This is a genomic window from Bdellovibrio sp. MYbb2 (assembly GCF_056175685.1).
The window spans coordinates 538294-555286 of record NZ_JBJKJI010000001.1 but is presented as its reverse complement, the minus strand read 5'-3'; the positions used below and the strand labels follow the sequence as shown (position 1 = coordinate 555286).

The window sequence follows — 16993 nt, the reverse complement described above, 5'->3', positions numbered from 1 at the left end:
ACGGACCGAAAGCCGAAAGATTTCTTATGAAGTCTTCACTTTCTTTTCTGATTTTTGCAGCTCTTTTTGCTTCCGCTTTTCCGGCAAAGGCCCAAGTGGGTCTGGAAGGTTTTTCTTCCGGGCGCTATGAAGTTCGTAAAGCCAACAAGCGCAGTCCAGCGTCTGAAACAGAAGCAACTCCGGTGATCACTGATTCCGACGGCGTGGCGGTCAGAACCCTGAAGACCAGCGAGCTTGAGGCCGAGAAAAAGGCTGAAGCCGAAAAGAAGGAAAAGGAACTGGCAGCCAAGAAGGAAGCCGAAGCCAAGGCAGCCGCTGAAGCTCAAGCCGCGGCAGCAGCGACAGCTGCGCCTGTGGTTCCCGCAGCAGCGCCAAAAGTGGCGGGTGCTGAGACCTCGTCTGAAGTCGAGGAGCCCACCATCAGCGAGCAGGCCGAGAGCCTTTTTTCTGACAAAGCTTCCAAGATCTTTGAATTTTACCGTGAGCAAATCCACGAAGACGACATTCGCAACAACCGCCTGGAGCTGGATGTGATGCCGGTGGTGGCTTACAATGATTCCCAGTCCAATTACACATTCCGTGACTATCAGAGCTTCTTTAATGCGCTGAAGATTCGCACCAATGTTTGGTTCACGCCACTTATTGGTGTGAGCGGACAGATTCTATTCTCGTTTGCAGCAGATGTGGACTCTATCCAGGCTGATCAGTCCCGGGTTTCGGCAAAGTATGAATTTGTCGATCTGGGTTTGAACTTCCGTAAGTTCTTCGGGGTTTCCCGTAAATCCAATTCATTGGAATTTTCTTTGTTGTTCAGTGATAACAAGATGACCGTTCCAAGTGACAACACCTCCCGAGCCCGTCTTAAAACTCAAGGGCTGGGTGTGGGTCTGAAAGCGCGCATTCCGACGTCTGCGAACTATGCCTGGACTCTGGGGGGCAGTTTCTTTCCGCGTCTGCAGCATTCTGAAAGTGCCACGGGTGTAAATATCCAGTCCGGCGCTTCGGAAGAAAGCGTGCGCATTGGTTTGGATGTCGGTGGTGAATGGAAGTTCACCCGCGAAAGTCAGATGATCTGGAGCTTGGGTGCTTCGGCTGAAAGAAACGTCTTCGACGGTGCCGCCGGCCTGCCAGACCCTGGTACAGGTTTGACTCCGAACAATGTCAGCGTGACCAATTCGCTTTATATGTTCTCACTGGGCTATCGTTGGGGTCACTAAAATCCACTCACAAAATAGCCTGCTAAATTCTATACTGGCGGTATGAAGATTCGTTTTGCTGTAATTGATGATGCCGCCTTCTTGCGTGAACTTATCAAAAATCTTGTGACCTCTGAAGGAGGCCTTTGCGTCGGCGAGGCTGCCAACGGGGACGAGGCGGTAGCGCTGGTGTCAGCGACTCTGCCCGATCTGGTATTTTTGGATATGGTCATGCCTCTTCGTAATGGCATCGAAACCGCAAAGATTCTGAAAGAGCTTCATCCCGAAATCAAGATCATCGGTTGTTCCACAATCGATCAGGAAGCTCTGGTGCAGAAAGCCTTCGAGGCGGGCTTTGATGCTTATCTGCCAAAACCATTCAGCAAAGAACAGCTTTTAAAAGAAATCACAAAAGTATTACCGCATCTGGGAGAATCCACTCATGGAAGAACTTAAATTTGTATTCAAATGTTTTGCTGCAACGGCCTTGCTGATTGTTTTGATGCAGGTGAAAGTGGGCGGCGATTCGATTGAATCTCATTCTTTCCGCTGGTTGCAGAAATCCACGGTGTCTCAGTATATTCAAAGTGCGGCAGCGGGTGGTGCCATGGCGATCAGAAATCTGGGTCGTTCATTGGGTGATGGCGTGGCCAGCACGGTGGACGGATTCCAGGAAGGCGCTCACGAAAAAGCAATTCGCTAGTACACCCTGCCCTTTTAAAAAAGGGGAAGGGAGAGCGACTGTAAGGGGGGATAGTCACTCTCCCTAGGGGGCATATTCAATTCAAGCCTGGGCGTGGATTAGTTCCAGCCTTTGCTTGTTTTCTCTTTGGAAGTCTTCGTCGAAGTGTCTTTAGCAACCTTCGCTTTAAACTCCTGCTTGAACGCCGTCGTGGAATGACGACCGCTCGCGCTGTTGTTTTTGCAAGAAACACCGGTGTTCGCCATTGCCACAGAGGCGATCAAAGACATAGCAATAGTGGCTTGTACGATTTTCTTCATAAAACTCTCCTTTATCTATACACACTTAAAAACATCATTAAGAACTCATAGAGCTCTATTGCATCGCGTGTGCCAGTTTTTTTGTCTCAGGATGAGACGAATCGGAGGGTTTCAGGGCAAAAAAAAGGGCTTTGGATGTCCAAAGCCCTTTTGTGTAAGGCGAGTGTCAGGTTTCTAGACAGATCAGATTACTGTCTTCCGGTGCTGGTTTTCTCAGATCCACCAGGGGTCGCGCTGGAGCCCTTGACTTCACGGGAAACGGTGTCGTCATGACGACGGGAGCCTTTACCAGTGGTGGCGCCTGTACGGTAGGCGATACATTCACGGCAGTCACCCAAAGCCGATGTGGTGGCTTCAAATGGAGTCGATCTGAAGGCCTCATTCGGGTCTTCGCCTGGATTAGCCGGGCGGTTGGCATTTTCGTCAGCAGAGGCTGTTCCCGCGAAGGAGAAGCCCAGGGTCAGCAAGATGGAAAGAACCAAGAGTCTTTTCATATAATCACCTTCTCCTTACAGGTAAAGTTCCGCAGTTGCGGGAGCAATGATATCCAAGAGGTTATTAAATGTGCTGGCTACCTGCATGGCTACAGATGGCCCCTCTTTGCTGTCCACTTTGTTGATTTCACCATTTGGTTTATAGGATACCACAATTGTGCCCAAACCGGGACGGGTAACTACGGATGGTTTACCATAGCGTTCCTCGTACTCGATTTTAACCACTTTCTTGGCCTGATCTGTAATGGTCGCAATACGGCCGCGGTTATCATATGTCATATTGATCTTCTGGCCATCGCTGTTCTGGGCATAGGAAAGGTTTCCTTTGCCATCGTATTTGAACTGAGCGGCCTTGGTGGCTACTTTGGCACCCTTTTCGTTAAAGTAGGTGCTGTTCACAGAGCTGACCTTTTTAACCTTGGCATCGTACTCAAACGCCATCTTCATGTTCGGTGCGGCTTTCACCTTCACCAAACCATCTGGATAGTATTCATAAGAGATACGGTCGGCATTACGACGGATGGAAACCGGTTTGCCAAAGACTTCATGATAAGTGATGTCGGTGACGTTGCCGTTCACAGTCGTCATCACGCGCTGAAGATAGAATTGACCGTCAGCGCGCTGCTGGTGCCAGAATTCGTACTTATTATCCGCCATCACTTCCTTGCCGCAGGTCTTTTTCACTGTGGACCAGTAGTGATTTTTCGGATCTGTCGGGGAGTCTTCGTATTTGTAGGTCTCGATACATTTATCGCGGTCTGCAAATGCCAAAACCCAGTCTTTTTGTTTGTCGTACTTCAAAGCGACAAACGTTTTGTCCGGCCAAGTCGCCTTGGTCAGATTGTGAAGCTCATCGTATTCGTAAGTGTACGTTTTCAACCAGGCATTCTTTACGGAAGCCAGGTCATCCAGGTTGGCGAACTTGTATTCCGCCATCAGACCATTCGGGCCGGTGATGGTTTTAACTTTTTTGTTCTGGAAGTATTTGAAAGTCAGACGACGACCGTTGTTGTCCTGGAGTGTGGAAATCACGTCCTTGTCATAGTCGAACTTCAGGAAGTTGTTGTTCTTGTCATAGATATGAGTCAGTTTTCCCTGCGGGTTGAAGCGCTGAGAGCTGCCGTCAGGAAGATTTCTGGTGTAATACGTTTTGTTGAACGTGAAGTGTTCAACTTCGCGGCCGTTGGCGTAGAACTTGGTGCCTTCTTTAACCGGAACCGTGATTCCGTATTGACGGGCATAGTCCGCGCGCAGGCTGTCGTCTTCAAGCAATTGTGTTTTCAGCGTGTTGATCGCCGCCTCGGTCAGGCCGACTTTCTTTTCCGCTTTCATCTTGTTCACGATTTGCGCGATAGAGCTGTCGACATCCTTACGGGTGATTTCACGAGGCGAGAAGGTCACTTCAAGGCCGCCACCGCATTCTTTTACCTTGATATTGCCTTCGGCAGTGACTTCCATCCCGGTTTCAAAATCAGAGCACCAGCCAAAGCCGAACATGCCGTTGAAAAGTGAACGGCTGTTATAAGTGCGCACGATTTTAAGATCATACCCGCTGCCCGGAACATCCATATCGATCCAGGTGTTGGAGTAGTTGGCATTTTTCATATCCACAAGCGCGAACGCCTGGGCAGAAAAAAGAAAGGCGAACGCCAAGAGTGCTTTCTTCATTATCGATACCTCTTCCTTGAAACTGACAAACTACACTTTAATGGTAACAAGCTTTTTAATAAGCACGCCACCGATTATTTGCAGACCCAGCATCGCTGCCAGTAACACTAGACCTAGGGTTGTGTTAAACATAGGTTTGATGAAAGCCGGATCGATCACCAGGAATACGGCCATCAAGATAAATGGAATCAGAGTGACGATTATCCCTTGCATCATCCCCTGAGCGGTCAAAGCCTGAATTTTTTTCTCTACTTTTTGTCGTTCGCGCACGACCAGTACGATGGTCTGGAAAGTTTCTGCCAGATTACCACCGGTCTCTTTGAGGATGTTGATGGAGGTCACAAACATCTGCACATCCGGGCGCGGGATGCGGTTCCCCAGGTCATTCAGTGCGCTTTCAAAGCTGTCACCGACTTGCATCTGATACAAAACTTGCGCAAATTCCTGACTCATGGGATTTCCCATGATCTCCACCACGCGTTTCATGGACTCCTGCGGATTGGATCCGGCCTTGATACCGTTGGCCATGATCGTAAGACCATCGACCATCTGATCGACAAACTTGGTGCAGCGGTTTTCGTAGATCATGCGCACCAAAAGCAAAGGCAGCTGCCAGCCAGCCACGGTGATGGAAGCACCAAAAAAGGCACCCATCAAAACACTGGGCCAGAAGATCAGGAAGACCAAAGCACCCAGACCGAAACTCATCAGCAGGATGATCAGCGTGACTTTCTTTTCGTCAACGTCCATTCCCATCACACGAAGAATCTTGATCACCTCGTCGCGCTGGCCAAGGCTGCGCTTGTGCAGCCATGCAATCGCCTTGTCAGCCCACAGGATGACGATGACGAAAACACAGATGCCAAACAGAGGGATCATAACCCATTCGTTAAACAGGAAACTCATGGCTTACCCCGATTTTTTCACTGGAGCCACGCCTGGCATTTTTGGCGCCATCGCAGCTGGGATTGGTGGTTTTGCAGGAGCGGCCGCTGCCGGTGTGCCTGCGTTCGGATCATTGGCAAAGATCTCACGCGGAATCACAACACCCTTGTCGCTCAATTTTTGGATAAAGCTTGGGATGGTACCGGTTGCCTGGAAAGTCCCCTGGATTTTTCTGTTCTTGTCGTAACCGGTTTCTTTGAATCTGAAGATTTCAGCCAAAGTCACCACGTCCCCTTGCATGCCCGCCACTTCGGTGATGCTCAGGATTTTACGGCTGCCGTCAGACAGACGGGAGATCTGCACAATCAGATTCACTGCGCCGGCGATCTGTTCGCGGATCGCACGCATTGGCAGATCCATACCGGACATCATACAAAGTGTTTCCAGACGGGCCACACATTCACGCGGAGAGTTTGCGTGAGTCGTGGTCATGGAACCATCGTGACCCGTGTTCATGGCCTGCAACATGTCCAAAGCGGCGCCGTCACGGCACTCACCGACGATGATACGGTCCGGACGCATACGCAGGGCATTCTTGATAAGGTCACGGATATGAATGGCGTTAGAGCCTTCCATCGAAGCCGGGCGTGTCTCCAGGCGCACAACGTGCTCCTGTTGCAGCTGCAGCTCGGCCGCATCCTCGACCGTGATGACACGTTCGTTGGACGGGATGAAGGAAGACAGCATATTCAGCAGGGATGTTTTACCTGAACCGGTACCACCAGAGATCACCACGTTCAGACCGTTTTCCACGCAGATGCGCAGGAAGTCGATCATGTTCTTGGTGATACTTCCGTAACCGATATATTTTTCAGCGGTGATACCGCCTTTTTTAAATTTACGAATTGTCAGTGCCGGGCCGTCGATCGCCAAAGGCTCAATCACGGCGTTCACACGCGAACCGTCTTTCAAACGCGCATCCACATACGGAGTGGAGTCATTGATCTGACGACCCAGCGGTGTCACGATACGCTCGATAATACGGCGCAAGTGATCGTTGGAGGTGAAGGTCACCGGGCTTAGCTGAACCTTGCCGCTTTTCTCGACGAAGACCCGTTTGTTACCGTTGACCATGATCTCGGTGACATCCGGATCAGCCAGTAGATCTTCCAGCGGACCCAGTCCCAGAGCTTCTTCCAAAACCTCTTTGATAAGCTTGGAGCGTTCTTCACGGGCGGAATCCGGGGCTTCACGATCCACGATCAAGGTGATTTCGCGTTTGGTTTTTTCCCGGACTTCTTTTTCTTTGTTTTCATCCTGCTTGCCGTCGACCAGAAGCTTTTTAAGATCCACGGTGCGAATCAGTTCGTTATGAATGCGAATTTTTAGCAGGGTGCGTGCATCCATTCCTTGCGTGGAACCCGTGCTGGCGCTGTCGCCAGCGGCCGCTGCCGCCGCCGGGGCTGGCTTTGGACGAGACAGGGTTTTCAGGCGCTGCAAAATCCCGCCGGTCAGTTTACGGGCAACATCATAGTACGCGGCCGTGACCGGAGCTTTCGGGGCGGAGATCACAAACGGCGTGTACTTTTGCAGGGACATCATGGCAGTGGCTTCATCCTGAGGAATGATTCCCAGGAAAGGCAGTTGCAGCTGATTGGAGATCGTCTGCGGGGAAAGACCCGTCGGAGAAGCCTTGTTGATCACCAGCTGGAACATGTCTTTAGGTAAAGTGGCAGAAAGAAGTTCATTCACCAGACGCTGCGTCTGCGTCACCACCAGAACTTCCGGAGTCGTCACGATCATGATTGCAGTGGCTTCCTGAAGCACGGCCATTTGCGCCGGGCCCAGATCCGTACCCACATCGACGATGATAAATTTATAAGCGCGGGAGAAGAACTCCACCAGTTTTCCCAAAAGATCCGGATTGATGTTCAGGCTTTCTTCCGGGCCGCGAACCGCACCTAAATAAGCCAAACCTGACTGGTGCATTGTGACGAGTGTGTTCATCGGCTGGGAGTTCAAAGAGCCCTGGAAGCTTGCAAGTTCCTTCAGTGTTTTCTGGGGTTTCAGTCCCATGATCACGTTCTGATCGCCGACGCTGCGAGCATCAGCATCGATCAGAAGAACCTGGCTGCGGAGTTCGTTCATGATGGTGCAGGCGAAATTGGCTGCGAAGACGGATTTTCCAACGCCGCCTTTACCGCCAACCACTGCGATGAGATTACAATTAGGATTGATAGCCAAACAGACCTCCAGCTTTCCTATCGGCTGAAACAGGAGGTCCGTTTACGAGACCCTAGTCGCGTAAACGGAACTTCTTCTTAATTTGCTCAGCCCCGGAGCTGGCAGAAGTCTTAACTATCGGTGTGACAAAGACCACGAACTGGCTTTGTTGCTTGATGAAGTCTTTGGATGCATAAAGGCTGATGATCGGATTCTTCTGACCAGCCGGACGATTGTATCCGGTCGAGGTCGAGTTACGGATCAAACCACCCACCGCCGCGCTTTGACGATCTCGCACCGTCACGGTGGAGGTCATTTCATTCGCACTGGTGATCGGCGCACCACTTGGAGTGTTACCCAGAAGGCTGGACACCTTAAAGGCCATTTCCATGTGCACGCTGCCGGACTTTTCACCCAGCAATACCGGTGTGATCGCCGTCACGATACCCACTTCGGCAAATGCGGTCCCTTGAGTGCCGTCTTTACCGATGACTGGATAAGGCTGATTGGTCACCTGTTTGATTTCACCTTTTTTACCGTCTTCCACAATCAGACTGGTGCTTTCAAGCACGCGCGCATGACCGTGTTGTTTTGCCCAGTTCAGTTTAGGCAAAAGATTGGAAACAGTTCCGGTGATCGAGCTGATCACACCACCCGGAGAATCACCACCGGTCTGGAAGGTCATCTGCGAGTTGTCACCCAGTTCCGGAGTGAACTGGAACTTGAAGGCCTTGGAATAGTCCTTGTTCAGTTCCACATAGTGCACCACCAGCTGGATCATTTTGCTTGGTGGTTTCGCCGGAGCTTCTTTGATCTGAATCAGATTGATCACACCATCATTCGCCGGGCGGCGTTTTTTAATAACACCCTTTTCCTCGGCCGCCTCGATCACGATGTCGGGCAGATAGGTCTTGGCGATGATCTCGGCACGTTTGGCTTCTTCATCAGAATTGGCCCAGCCCTGCAGAATGATTTTTTCATTCACCGCACGGACTTCGATTTCCGGATTGTTGATGTCCCGGGCGATGAATTCCGCTATTTTCTTCTGCGCCAGCGGGCTCAGGGTCACAAGCGAGGACGCCTGTTCACCGAACTGCTGAACCACGTTATAGATACGCGCCAGATCTTTTGGCAAAAGGATCTGACCATCCACAACCACGCGGTTGTTCACGATCTTGATGTTGATACCTTCGATGTCACCCAGAAGGGCGCGCATCTCACGCACCACTTTGTCGAGTTTGCTTTTCTTGACGTCAATGCGGAATTCCGCGACGATCTTGCCGTTGCGTTTGTCGTGAATGGTCAGGGTCGCAAAACCCTCACCCTTCGGAGTAAAACGCATGACGTTCAGATCCTTTGCATAGGCGGCAGTCACGATACGACGGAAGTCACCTTTAAATTCAATGCTGTCCGGAAGCGGGGGAAGCTTCTCGTCCTGCTCAATGCCGAGGGTGAGATTGATGAATTTGCGAGAACGGTATACGCCCTCTTCACCTTCTGTGGATGATGTCGGCGAGGCTTCCAGTTCTTCCTGGGCCCAGGCCACACTTCCACTGATCATAAACAGACTTAGCAGTCCGGTGATCAGAATTTTACGTCTCATATATCCCCCTTAAATTCCCCTGAATCAGACCCAATTACAAAGTTTGAAACCCGTTGGCGCGTGGTCTTTGTGCTGGCGGAGGTGCTGCCCTCTGTTGTTGAACCGGTGGTACGTAAGGTCGTGGCGGCATCGCGATTGCCGGTGCGGCCGGAGCGTCCATAGAGACCATCGGTTTTCCCAATACACTGTCAGACGTCGAACTTGGCATGCGCGGTGGAATTGTTCTGTCGCTTGGATTTCTCAAAGCCATGAACAGGTTCCCCGGAGCCGTGGAAAGAATATAGAACAGATCCTGCGCCTCTTTCGGAGTCGCTTCGACCGTGATCGTGGTGTACTTGGTGTCACCAGTCAGGGCGATCTGTGTCAGATTCTTTCCGGTTGAATCCAGTTCAAACATGCGGGGAATGTTGTTCACAACACTCACACCCGTTGCCAGAACGACCACGTCGTTCATCATGGTGAAGACTTCACGGCGCTGGTTCACACCCTTGCCGGAATCCACCGCGGCATAAATATCAATGCGGTCCCCAGGGCGGATCAGTTTCGCAACCCCGCGCACTTCATCCACTGGAATAGTCACAGCACGCTTGCTTGGTGCGACCTGCAGGGAAATCCCTGTGTCCGGGCCCGGAGTCAGAAGATTATTCTTCACGACCATCTGGCCTTTTCTGATAGGCACAGCGGCCACGTTGCCGATAATCTCGTCAGGAATTGTGATGGCGTCAGGCTGAATGAAATCCGCCGGAAGCTCTTTGGTTTCAACCATCGTGTCGTAGATGGTTTGCATTTCAGCGATGTCTTCCTTGGCAACAACCACACGCTTAGTGGAACCGAAACGTTTGTCGTACTCGGCCTTCTTTTCCTGGGAATAGCTGTACAGCAGGAACGTCGCAAAGACACCTGCAGCAATCGAAAGCCATAAATTTCTAGTTTCGTTTGATCCCATAATGTCCCACTCTCTTAGCTTCCGGTGCCTGCGCACTCGGAGTTAAGGCAAATTCCATACGTCGTTTTAATCCAGATCGGATTCACTGAAAGACTTTCGTTTCTTCCGCCTGGAAGAGAACGGGTCTTTTCGTGTTCCGGTTTCGTTCCCGCAATTTCTGCGGCCTCACGCTGCAAAGTCATAAAGTCAATGCGGCGGGAGCTGGCCACCCAGTCATTCGCACCCTCTTTGGTGTTCTCAGACAGGGTTCCATGCACACGCATGCCGACCTTATCGTAAGTCAGAGCCACATCCGAATTCGGAGTGGAACGGAAGTAGGTAAGGTTGGCGCGGTTGCGGAAAGTTTCAAAGGCATAGTTCCGGGAGGCAATTGAATTCAGGATCCCGGTGTGAATGGCGCCAAAGAACCCCAAAGAGAAGTTCACCAGCAGCACGATCACAATGATAATAGGGACGAGCTCTAGTACAGCCATCCCTTTCTCGTTATTTATGGAGGATTTGCGTTTTTGCTTTTTCAGCATCCGTTATCCTCCGAAGGAATATAGCCTGCGGTGTCGCGGGCCATTTCTTTAAATCGTTGATCCAGATTCAAAACCGCTTCATAGCGGCGTTTGATCTGAAGTTCGTAGCATTCTTTCTGAGTCGGTTCGCGAATCAGGAATGCTGTGACCTTGGCGTTGAAACCTGCATCGTCCTCGTTCGTCGGCCCCAGGAAGGCGACTTTCAGACTGAGCAGCTTGGCTGTAAAATCAAAACGCACGCCCACTTGCGGGACGCGCTCTTCGGTGTAGCGATAGTCGTTGTCAAAGGTGCGACCGGATTCACCACCACCACGAACATCAATCTGCGGGGACAGGACGAACCAGCCGCCATCAGGCTTGTTGAACAGAGGTTTAAGCTCTTTGTTGTTGATCAGGGAAAGGTATTTGTCCTTGGCCATCTGTTCCTGCTTGTCCTGATCGATATGCCCGGCTGCGTGAGCGCGGGAAGCAGAGAACGCGATGTACTGGGCGATTTCGGCCATGGATAGAGTGAAATTCAGAGCGAAGAAGACAATACAAAGCCCCGCCGCAATGACGATGGCAAAAATGAACTCTGCGGAAATCATCCCGCGTTCATTTTGTATTGTTCTGGAGAAGCTCTTCGTTCTGCTCATTTTCTCCTTTTAAGGTTCTGCGGTCAGAGACCTGCGAACCTGGTTGGGATGCTTGGCCCGTGCGTTTTCCGGGGTGTCCCAGACGCCAGACTCAATCATTCCGGAAACTTTCTGCCAGGGGCTTGAGATCAGTTTTGCAAGATACTTGTTCTCGCGCAGCTGACCGGTTGCCCAGATCAGAGCTCCCACCATGAAAGTCATCAGCAGGACGGACTCGACAAGGAATTGGCCTTTGTTGTTGTTAACATGCCTTTTCATCTTGTTTCTCCGTCCCAGCCAATGTGATTTCCATCAATGGGCTTGAAACCTGCTCCTGTCGTGAGCTGCTGTTCGATGCGTGCACCCAGCCGCGGGCCTGATGTTTTAAAGGCCTCGGCCGGAGCAGTCATGAACGCCTTCAGGATAAAGAAGAAGGTCGCAAATAGTAAAAGCACATACTCTACGGTCATTGGGTCCCCCTTTATATTCCCAGCTTGACAGCGGAAATCGTCAGGAGAAATCAGTTACCGGTGAAGCCTGTGATATCACTAGCCAATGAACCCACTTTTTCTTCCATTGCGCTTTTGATTTTATCTTTGAAGATAACCACCAAAGCGACTACAACCACCAGCAACAGGATGTATTCTGTCGCACCTTGGCCGCGTTCATTCTTCAATAGCTTCTTGGAAAAGTTCTTAAACTTCTTCATGGATGTTCCTCCTTAGAGACAATATCGGATAATTTTGGGATTCTCTTTAGAGGACGGATTACAGAAACTGAACTACGCGCACGTCTCATTCTGAGAAAATGAAAAGGGAGGTCCCTGGACCTCCCTGGCGTAAAAAACTTAGACGATTTCGCTCTATTTACACTCAGCTTTGTCGGCGAAAGTCTTGCCAAGATCCTTGCCATCAAATTTGACAGTCACGGATTTCTCAGTCAGCGTGCCTTTACGGATGATTTTAGAGCTTTTCTCGCCCCATTTCAGGCAGGCTTCCTCGCTGTCCAGTTTTTTGGATTCATCAGTCGGGTTTTTGCCGTTGTAAGGTTTTAGCGCATCAGTTTCCTTGCCGGCACAGGCCTTACGGCTGGTTGTGATCGTGCAATCACCTGCGTGAGCGGCAACAGATCCAAAAACAATCAAAGCGGCGATCAATGTGGATTTCTTCATGGATAACTCCTTAAATGGCGGACTCGATTTCCTCGGGTCCGTGTTTGGTTTCGTTTTCTTTGTTTATATCTTCTTTATGTCCGACCAGAATGTGAAGTTCGCACATCATTTTGTGTAATTCTTCAGACTGGGTTTGCATGTCTTCAGTGGATCCGGTGACAGCACCCATCGAAGACGCCACACCCTGCAGGCTTTGGTCAATTTCGGTCAAAGCCTTGTTCATTTGCTCAATTCCCTGGGATTGTTCATGGGACCCTTGCGCGACGGTCTGAATAAGCTCTGACACTTTACGGGTATTCTGAACGATGACTTTCAGCGCGGACTCGCTTTCGGCCGCCAGATTCACGCCCTGTTTGGATTTCTCAGTGGCTTCATGAATCAGACCGCTGATCTCTTTGGCGGCGCCGGCACTTTTTTGCGCCAGTGCGCGAACCGCGTCGGCCACGACGGCAAATCCTTTTCCCTGTTCACCGGCGCGGGCGGCTTCAACTGCCGCATTCAGCGCCAGCAAATTCGTCTGAAAGGCAATATCGTCGATCATGGTCAGGATCTCTTCGATTTTTTTCGAGTTGTTTGAGATTTCACTGATGACCTGAACCAGCAGTTCCAGCTTCTTCTGCCCCTCATCAACACTGCGCTGACCCTCGATGGAAATGTCAGCCGCCTGCGTAGAGTTCAAAGAGTTCTGTCGCACCGTCGCGGTCAGTTCTTCCATCGAAGCCACGATTTCTTCCAAAGAGGCCGCTGTGGAAGTGGAGCTTGAGGAAATCTGATCACTGGAGGTAACCAGTTCCGTGGCGCGGTTACGAATGGTTGAGGAGCTTTCATCCAAACCTCCCGCCACCAGATTCAGGGACTTTTGCACTTTGCGGATATTCCAGATGCTGACCAACAGCCCCAGCAAAAGACTGATGCCGATTGTGGCTGCGAGAATGTAGATGGTCAGCTTGAAGTTTTTGGCGACGTTCTCAGCGTTCGTGACGCCCGCCATATAGCTGTCGTCGGTAAGTTTTTTCAGTGAATCATAGGCTTTGGTGTACTGGGCGTTAGAGGTGCCCTGCAGGATCTCTTCTGCGAGTTTTTCGTTTTCCTGATCGACAGCGGCTTTGAATTTTTCGCTTTCTTCCTGATAAGCTTCCCAGCCGGCCAGGAATTCTTCATAGGTTTTGCGAAGATCATCGGTCGTCAGTAAAGGATCCAGAACCTTCGAATAGATCGTGATATTGCCAAGCAGGCTGTCCATTTCATCCAGGATCTGAGTGCGTTCATCGGTGCTTTGGGTGGCCAGCAGATTGAATTCCAGCTTGCGATAATTGGCCAGATTGATGTTCAGATCCGCGGCTTTGCTGACCGCTGGAAGCCATACTTCGCCGATTTCCCCGGTGACCTTATTCTGAAAGCGCAGGCGATCCAAAGAAAGCAGATTGGTGATCAGCGCGATCGCCATCAGCAGCCCGGTCACCATCAGAAAGCGGCCTTTGAGTGAAAGTTGGTTCATAAAAGGGGTCCTCCGGCCAGATTCTTCGGAGTCCTTAAATGCCAAACCGAGTCCGGCCCGACCATTTTGAGTGGGTCAGAGCCAGAATACGAGGCGGTATTAAATCTTATATAAGTGATTTTTGTTTAGAATTTTGGACCTTGGTTGGGGTCCTGTGTTGACGAAGGTCTTAAGACTCTCTAGATTGGGGCTTAGGAGACTTCTCAGCATGCCTAAGCACCTTGTTTTTCTCTACGCTTTTTGTGTGGTAATTCTATTCGTCGTGAACGTCGTTGTTTCTTAACGGCGTCCCTGTGATTAGTTTTTAAGCGCGTAAATATCCGGATAATTTCTTCCGAGCTCTTCGGAATCCATCCCGTATCCAACTACATAACGGTCTTCAATAGTCTTCCCGATGTAATCAGCTTTGATTGGCAATTCACGGCGTGCAGGTTTATCCAGCAGGGTCACGATTTTCAATGATGCCGGAGCCGATGCAAACAGACGGCTTCTTAGGAAGCTCAAAGTTCTGCCGGTGTCGATGATTTCCTCAACCACGATCACGTGCTTGCCCGCGATGTTCACAGAAATATCTTTTACGATTTTGATCGCGCCACCGCGCTCAACTGCCTGCACATGAACGAAATCCACTTGCTGAGGCAGGTCCACTTTACGCATCAAATCCGCAGTGAAGTGGATGGATCCGCGCAGAGGGCAGATGAACACAATTTCCTTTCCTTCGTAATCAGCTTCGATTTGGGAAGCCAGAGTTTCGACAAGCTCTTTAATCTCGTCGCTTGCCAGGAAGGAAACCATTTGATCTTTAAGTTGTGCCATGTTGTGTGCCTCTTACAAGTCGATGGAAGTGATGCCAGCAGCCTGCGCCATTTTCAGATAGCGCAAAGCCTCGGGATGTTGCGGATCCCGAATAAGGATATTCTCCCATTGTTCCGTGGCTTCAGCAATATTGTTTGAGTTGTAGTAAATCGCCCCAAGCTTCAGTCGAGCTGGAATAAGGTGTGGGTATTCGCGAATCAGGGATTTCAGATCCTTGATGGCGCGGTCACCCTGGCCCAGTTGCACGTGAACTTCGGCAATACGCATGGTGATTTCCGCTTTTCTGCTGGAAAGCTTCTGCGCTTTCAGCAGTTGTTCCAAAGCCTCGTTGTAGCGCTTGTACTGATAATAAAGGTCTGCCAGTTCCTCGTGTTTGGAGGCGATTTTTTCGTCCACAAACGGGTCCTGCTTGCCGGATTTTTTCTCCAGCTGGGATTGAGCATCCAGGAACACCTGTTTGCCTTCATCGTATTTACCCAGATCATTCAGAATGATGGACAGACCCACGCTGGCATCGGTGTACGTTGGATCAATTTCCAAAGCACGACGGAAGGTTTTGATCGCCTTGCTGAACTGGCCTTTGTCGTAAAAGATCGTCGCCAGCATCTGATAAACTTCCGGGTTGCGGGTGTTTTGCAGAAGCATCTGGTTCAGAATCGGTTCGGCCATCTTGTAGTTCCCGTTGATGAAGTATCCACGGGCTTCAGAGAGCATATCGTCATGAAGAGCGTTCATTACTCAAGCTCCTTTTCAGCGTCTTTCAGTTCGCGGCTGCCAGGGAAGTCACGGGCCAAAACGGCTTCGTATTTTTTCGCTTTTGCGGTGTCGCCGATTTTCTGTGCCGAGATGGTGGCACGGGAAAGGGCTTTGGCATCAAAGCCAAGTCCGCGGAAGTTGTTGTACAGGCCTTCATAGCGGCCCAGAGCACTGTCGAAGATTTTGCGTTTGAAGTAGAAATCCGCGATGTATTCTTCTTTTTCCGCCAGCATGCGAATCGCAGCGGTGCGCTTTTCTTTGGCTTCGGTCACGAACTCAGAGTTCGGATATTTCTTAATCAAATCAGAAAGATTCAAGATCGTGTCATTGGCCAGAGTTAGATCACGGTCAATGGTGGAGGGAAGCTGGTTGTAATAGCTCATGCCGATGCGGAACTGAACATAGTCAGAGTTCGGCACCGTCGGGTGAAGCTCTTTGAACATCTGGTAAGACACCTGAGCTTCCGCGAAGGACTCCTGTTTGTAGTAAACATCCGCGATCGCAAGTTCGGACTTGGTGGCGAAGTTGCTGTACGGGAATTTGTTTTTTACTTCAGTGTATCGGCGGATGGCTTCTTCATAACGCTCAGATTTGTCGTACTCTTCCGCAATGGCGAAAGCTCCTTCCGGTGTATTGGAGTTCTTTTCAGAGGAGGCGCAGGAAACAAGAGTTCCCAGGGCCGCGAGAATGACTATGACTCGGAGCGTTTTCAACATAGAGGTAAATCATATTTTGACCAAGGTCCAGCTGTCAACGCGTCAAAAGCAGGGAGGATTTTTTAATCCAGCCGGTAAGAGAGCCGGGGTAAGTCACCTGCACCCAATCACCTTGGGTGGCGTGGGTAACGACCTCCATTCCGCCGAATAAATCGAGGATGGAGACCTGGTTTTCGCCTGGGGCGGTTTGCAACGCGACTTTCTCTTCGATGATTGTTCCGCGAGTCACAGACAGGTCATAGATTTTGAACCCCAAAAGCCCTGTAAATATAACAAAGCCCAAGCTCAAAATGACAGCCACAGTCGGGAATCTTGGCAGCGCGGTTTCTTCATTCAGGGCGCGGCGTCTAGCTCCGGCATAGCCTAAAAGCAACCAACCCGCGACAAAGAAAAGCAGAGTGGAAAGAATGAGATACGCAGTCAGAGGCACCGGCTGCAGCAGATTTTTTCGCAAGCTTTCGTAAGTTTCAATCTGGTGCGGAACTTCCTTTACCTGCATCTGTGACAACACAAACTTTAGTCCAGCAACCGCAGTGGAAAGTTCCGGCTCTGAATCCAAAGCTTTGCGCAGAAGGCCAACTGCCAGGGGCTTGTTTCCAAGCTGAAATTCACTCAAAGCAAGGTTGGTAAGAACGGTCGCGTTGTGCGGATCATTCTGCAGGGCTTTAGAGAAGCTTTCCTTCGCTTTTGCATAGTCCTTCGCGACATAAAACTGAGTTCCCTGCTTAAAAAGATCTGCAGAGGTCTCTGTTTGCGCCGCGCCTAGAGAGGGCAAAATCAGAAAAAGAAAGAACACAGAGAGCAATTTCAAGTTCGACATAGCTCTCAAAGTTTACAGATAAAAGTCTCTTGATGTCTAGGGCGTGGCTTGTCTTAGTCCTGAC

Annotated in this window: 21 protein-coding genes and 1 pseudogene; 3 read left to right on the top strand and 19 right to left on the bottom strand. The window is 50.5% G+C overall.

Features of this window, described 5'->3' with window-relative positions; translation table 11 throughout:
* Positions 1–26: 26 nt before the first annotated feature.
* The 3 genes from AC04MQ_RS02725 to AC04MQ_RS02715 are packed head-to-tail and all read left to right on the top strand — an operon-like array spanning position 27 to position 1899.
* A complete protein-coding gene (locus AC04MQ_RS02725) occupies positions 27–1217 on the top strand; it encodes a hypothetical protein (RefSeq protein WP_475390956.1) in 1191 nt (396 codons plus the stop codon).
* A gap of 42 nt (positions 1218–1259) precedes the next feature.
* On the top strand, positions 1260–1652 hold the full coding sequence (locus AC04MQ_RS02720; protein WP_015089299.1) for a response regulator: 393 nt from the start codon (positions 1260–1262) through the stop codon (positions 1650–1652).
* Positions 1639–1899, top strand: a complete 261-nt coding sequence (locus AC04MQ_RS02715) for a hypothetical protein (protein ID WP_015089300.1) — start codon at positions 1639–1641, stop codon at positions 1897–1899. Before AC04MQ_RS02720 ends, AC04MQ_RS02715 begins: the two co-directional genes overlap by 14 nt.
* Before the next feature lie 98 nt (positions 1900–1997).
* Here AC04MQ_RS02715 and AC04MQ_RS02710 read toward each other — a convergent pair whose 3' ends face one another.
* The 19 genes and pseudogenes from AC04MQ_RS02710 to AC04MQ_RS02620 form a co-directional block, all read right to left on the bottom strand.
* The gene (locus AC04MQ_RS02710; RefSeq protein WP_015089301.1) at positions 1998–2198 is read right to left on the bottom strand and encodes a hypothetical protein; all 201 of its coding nucleotides are present in this window, start codon (positions 2196–2198) and stop codon (positions 1998–2000) included.
* 188 nt (positions 2199–2386) lie between these two features.
* Complete coding sequence (locus tag AC04MQ_RS02705; RefSeq protein WP_015089302.1) at positions 2387–2692, bottom strand: hypothetical protein; 306 nt, start codon at positions 2690–2692, stop codon at positions 2387–2389.
* Between the two features lie 15 nt (positions 2693–2707).
* Positions 2708–4360, bottom strand: coding sequence for a DUF6531 domain-containing protein (locus AC04MQ_RS02700; RefSeq protein ID WP_015089303.1), 1653 nt, complete (start codon positions 4358–4360; stop codon positions 2708–2710).
* 30 nt (positions 4361–4390) lie between these two features.
* A complete protein-coding gene (locus AC04MQ_RS02695) occupies positions 4391–5266 on the bottom strand; it encodes a type II secretion system F family protein (protein WP_475390952.1) in 876 nt (291 codons plus the stop codon).
* A gap of 3 nt (positions 5267–5269) precedes the next feature.
* Entirely contained in the window at positions 5270–7489 is a 2220-nt protein-coding gene (locus AC04MQ_RS02690) for an ATPase, T2SS/T4P/T4SS family (protein WP_041576752.1), read from the bottom strand.
* A gap of 52 nt (positions 7490–7541) precedes the next feature.
* On the bottom strand, positions 7542–9071 hold the full coding sequence (locus AC04MQ_RS02685; RefSeq protein ID WP_015089306.1) for a BON domain-containing protein: 1530 nt from the start codon (positions 9069–9071) through the stop codon (positions 7542–7544).
* Between the two features lie 34 nt (positions 9072–9105).
* The gene (cpaB, locus tag AC04MQ_RS02680; protein WP_015089307.1) at positions 9106–10017 is read right to left on the bottom strand and encodes a Flp pilus assembly protein CpaB; all 912 of its coding nucleotides are present in this window, start codon (positions 10015–10017) and stop codon (positions 9106–9108) included.
* Between the two features lie 14 nt (positions 10018–10031).
* A complete protein-coding gene (locus tag AC04MQ_RS02675) occupies positions 10032–10490 on the bottom strand; it encodes a hypothetical protein (protein ID WP_235046208.1) in 459 nt (152 codons plus the stop codon).
* Between the two features lie 41 nt (positions 10491–10531).
* Entirely contained in the window at positions 10532–11173 is a 642-nt protein-coding gene (locus tag AC04MQ_RS02670; RefSeq protein ID WP_041576753.1) for a hypothetical protein, read from the bottom strand.
* A 9-nt stretch (positions 11174–11182) separates the two neighbouring features.
* Entirely contained in the window at positions 11183–11431 is a 249-nt protein-coding gene (locus AC04MQ_RS02665; RefSeq protein WP_015089310.1) for a hypothetical protein, read from the bottom strand.
* Positions 11428–11622 (bottom strand): hypothetical protein, encoded by a 195-nt coding sequence (locus AC04MQ_RS02660; RefSeq protein ID WP_011162732.1) that lies wholly within the window; start codon positions 11620–11622, stop codon positions 11428–11430. Before AC04MQ_RS02660 ends, AC04MQ_RS02665 begins: the two co-directional genes overlap by 4 nt.
* A gap of 50 nt (positions 11623–11672) precedes the next feature.
* Complete coding sequence (locus AC04MQ_RS02655) at positions 11673–11861, bottom strand: Flp1 family type IVb pilin (protein ID WP_015089311.1); 189 nt, start codon at positions 11859–11861, stop codon at positions 11673–11675.
* A 153-nt stretch (positions 11862–12014) separates the two neighbouring features.
* A complete protein-coding gene (locus AC04MQ_RS02650) occupies positions 12015–12323 on the bottom strand; it encodes a hypothetical protein (protein ID WP_015089312.1) in 309 nt (102 codons plus the stop codon).
* 10 nt (positions 12324–12333) lie between these two features.
* Positions 12334–13038, bottom strand: coding sequence for a methyl-accepting chemotaxis protein (locus tag AC04MQ_RS02645; RefSeq protein WP_475392010.1), 705 nt, complete (start codon positions 13036–13038; stop codon positions 12334–12336).
* A gap of 297 nt (positions 13039–13335) precedes the next feature.
* Positions 13336–13821 (bottom strand): annotated as a pseudogene (locus AC04MQ_RS02640) (MCP four helix bundle domain-containing protein); the annotation flags it as partial.
* Positions 13822–14118: 297 nt separating this feature from the next.
* Positions 14119–14637 carry a hypoxanthine phosphoribosyltransferase gene (gene hpt / locus AC04MQ_RS02635; RefSeq protein ID WP_417862882.1) on the bottom strand — a complete coding sequence of 173 codons (519 nt, stop codon included), beginning with the start codon at positions 14635–14637 and terminating at the stop codon, positions 14119–14121.
* Between the two features lie 12 nt (positions 14638–14649).
* Entirely contained in the window at positions 14650–15372 is a 723-nt protein-coding gene (locus AC04MQ_RS02630; RefSeq protein WP_011162737.1) for a tetratricopeptide repeat protein, read from the bottom strand.
* Positions 15372–16109: an outer membrane protein assembly factor BamD gene (locus tag AC04MQ_RS02625; RefSeq protein ID WP_475390946.1), complete on the bottom strand. Its 738-nt coding sequence runs from the start codon at positions 16107–16109 to the stop codon at positions 15372–15374. Before AC04MQ_RS02625 ends, AC04MQ_RS02630 begins: the two co-directional genes overlap by 1 nt.
* A gap of 34 nt (positions 16110–16143) precedes the next feature.
* Complete coding sequence (locus AC04MQ_RS02620; RefSeq protein ID WP_475390944.1) at positions 16144–16929, bottom strand: tetratricopeptide repeat protein; 786 nt, start codon at positions 16927–16929, stop codon at positions 16144–16146.
* Between the last annotated feature and the right edge of the window lie 64 nt (positions 16930–16993).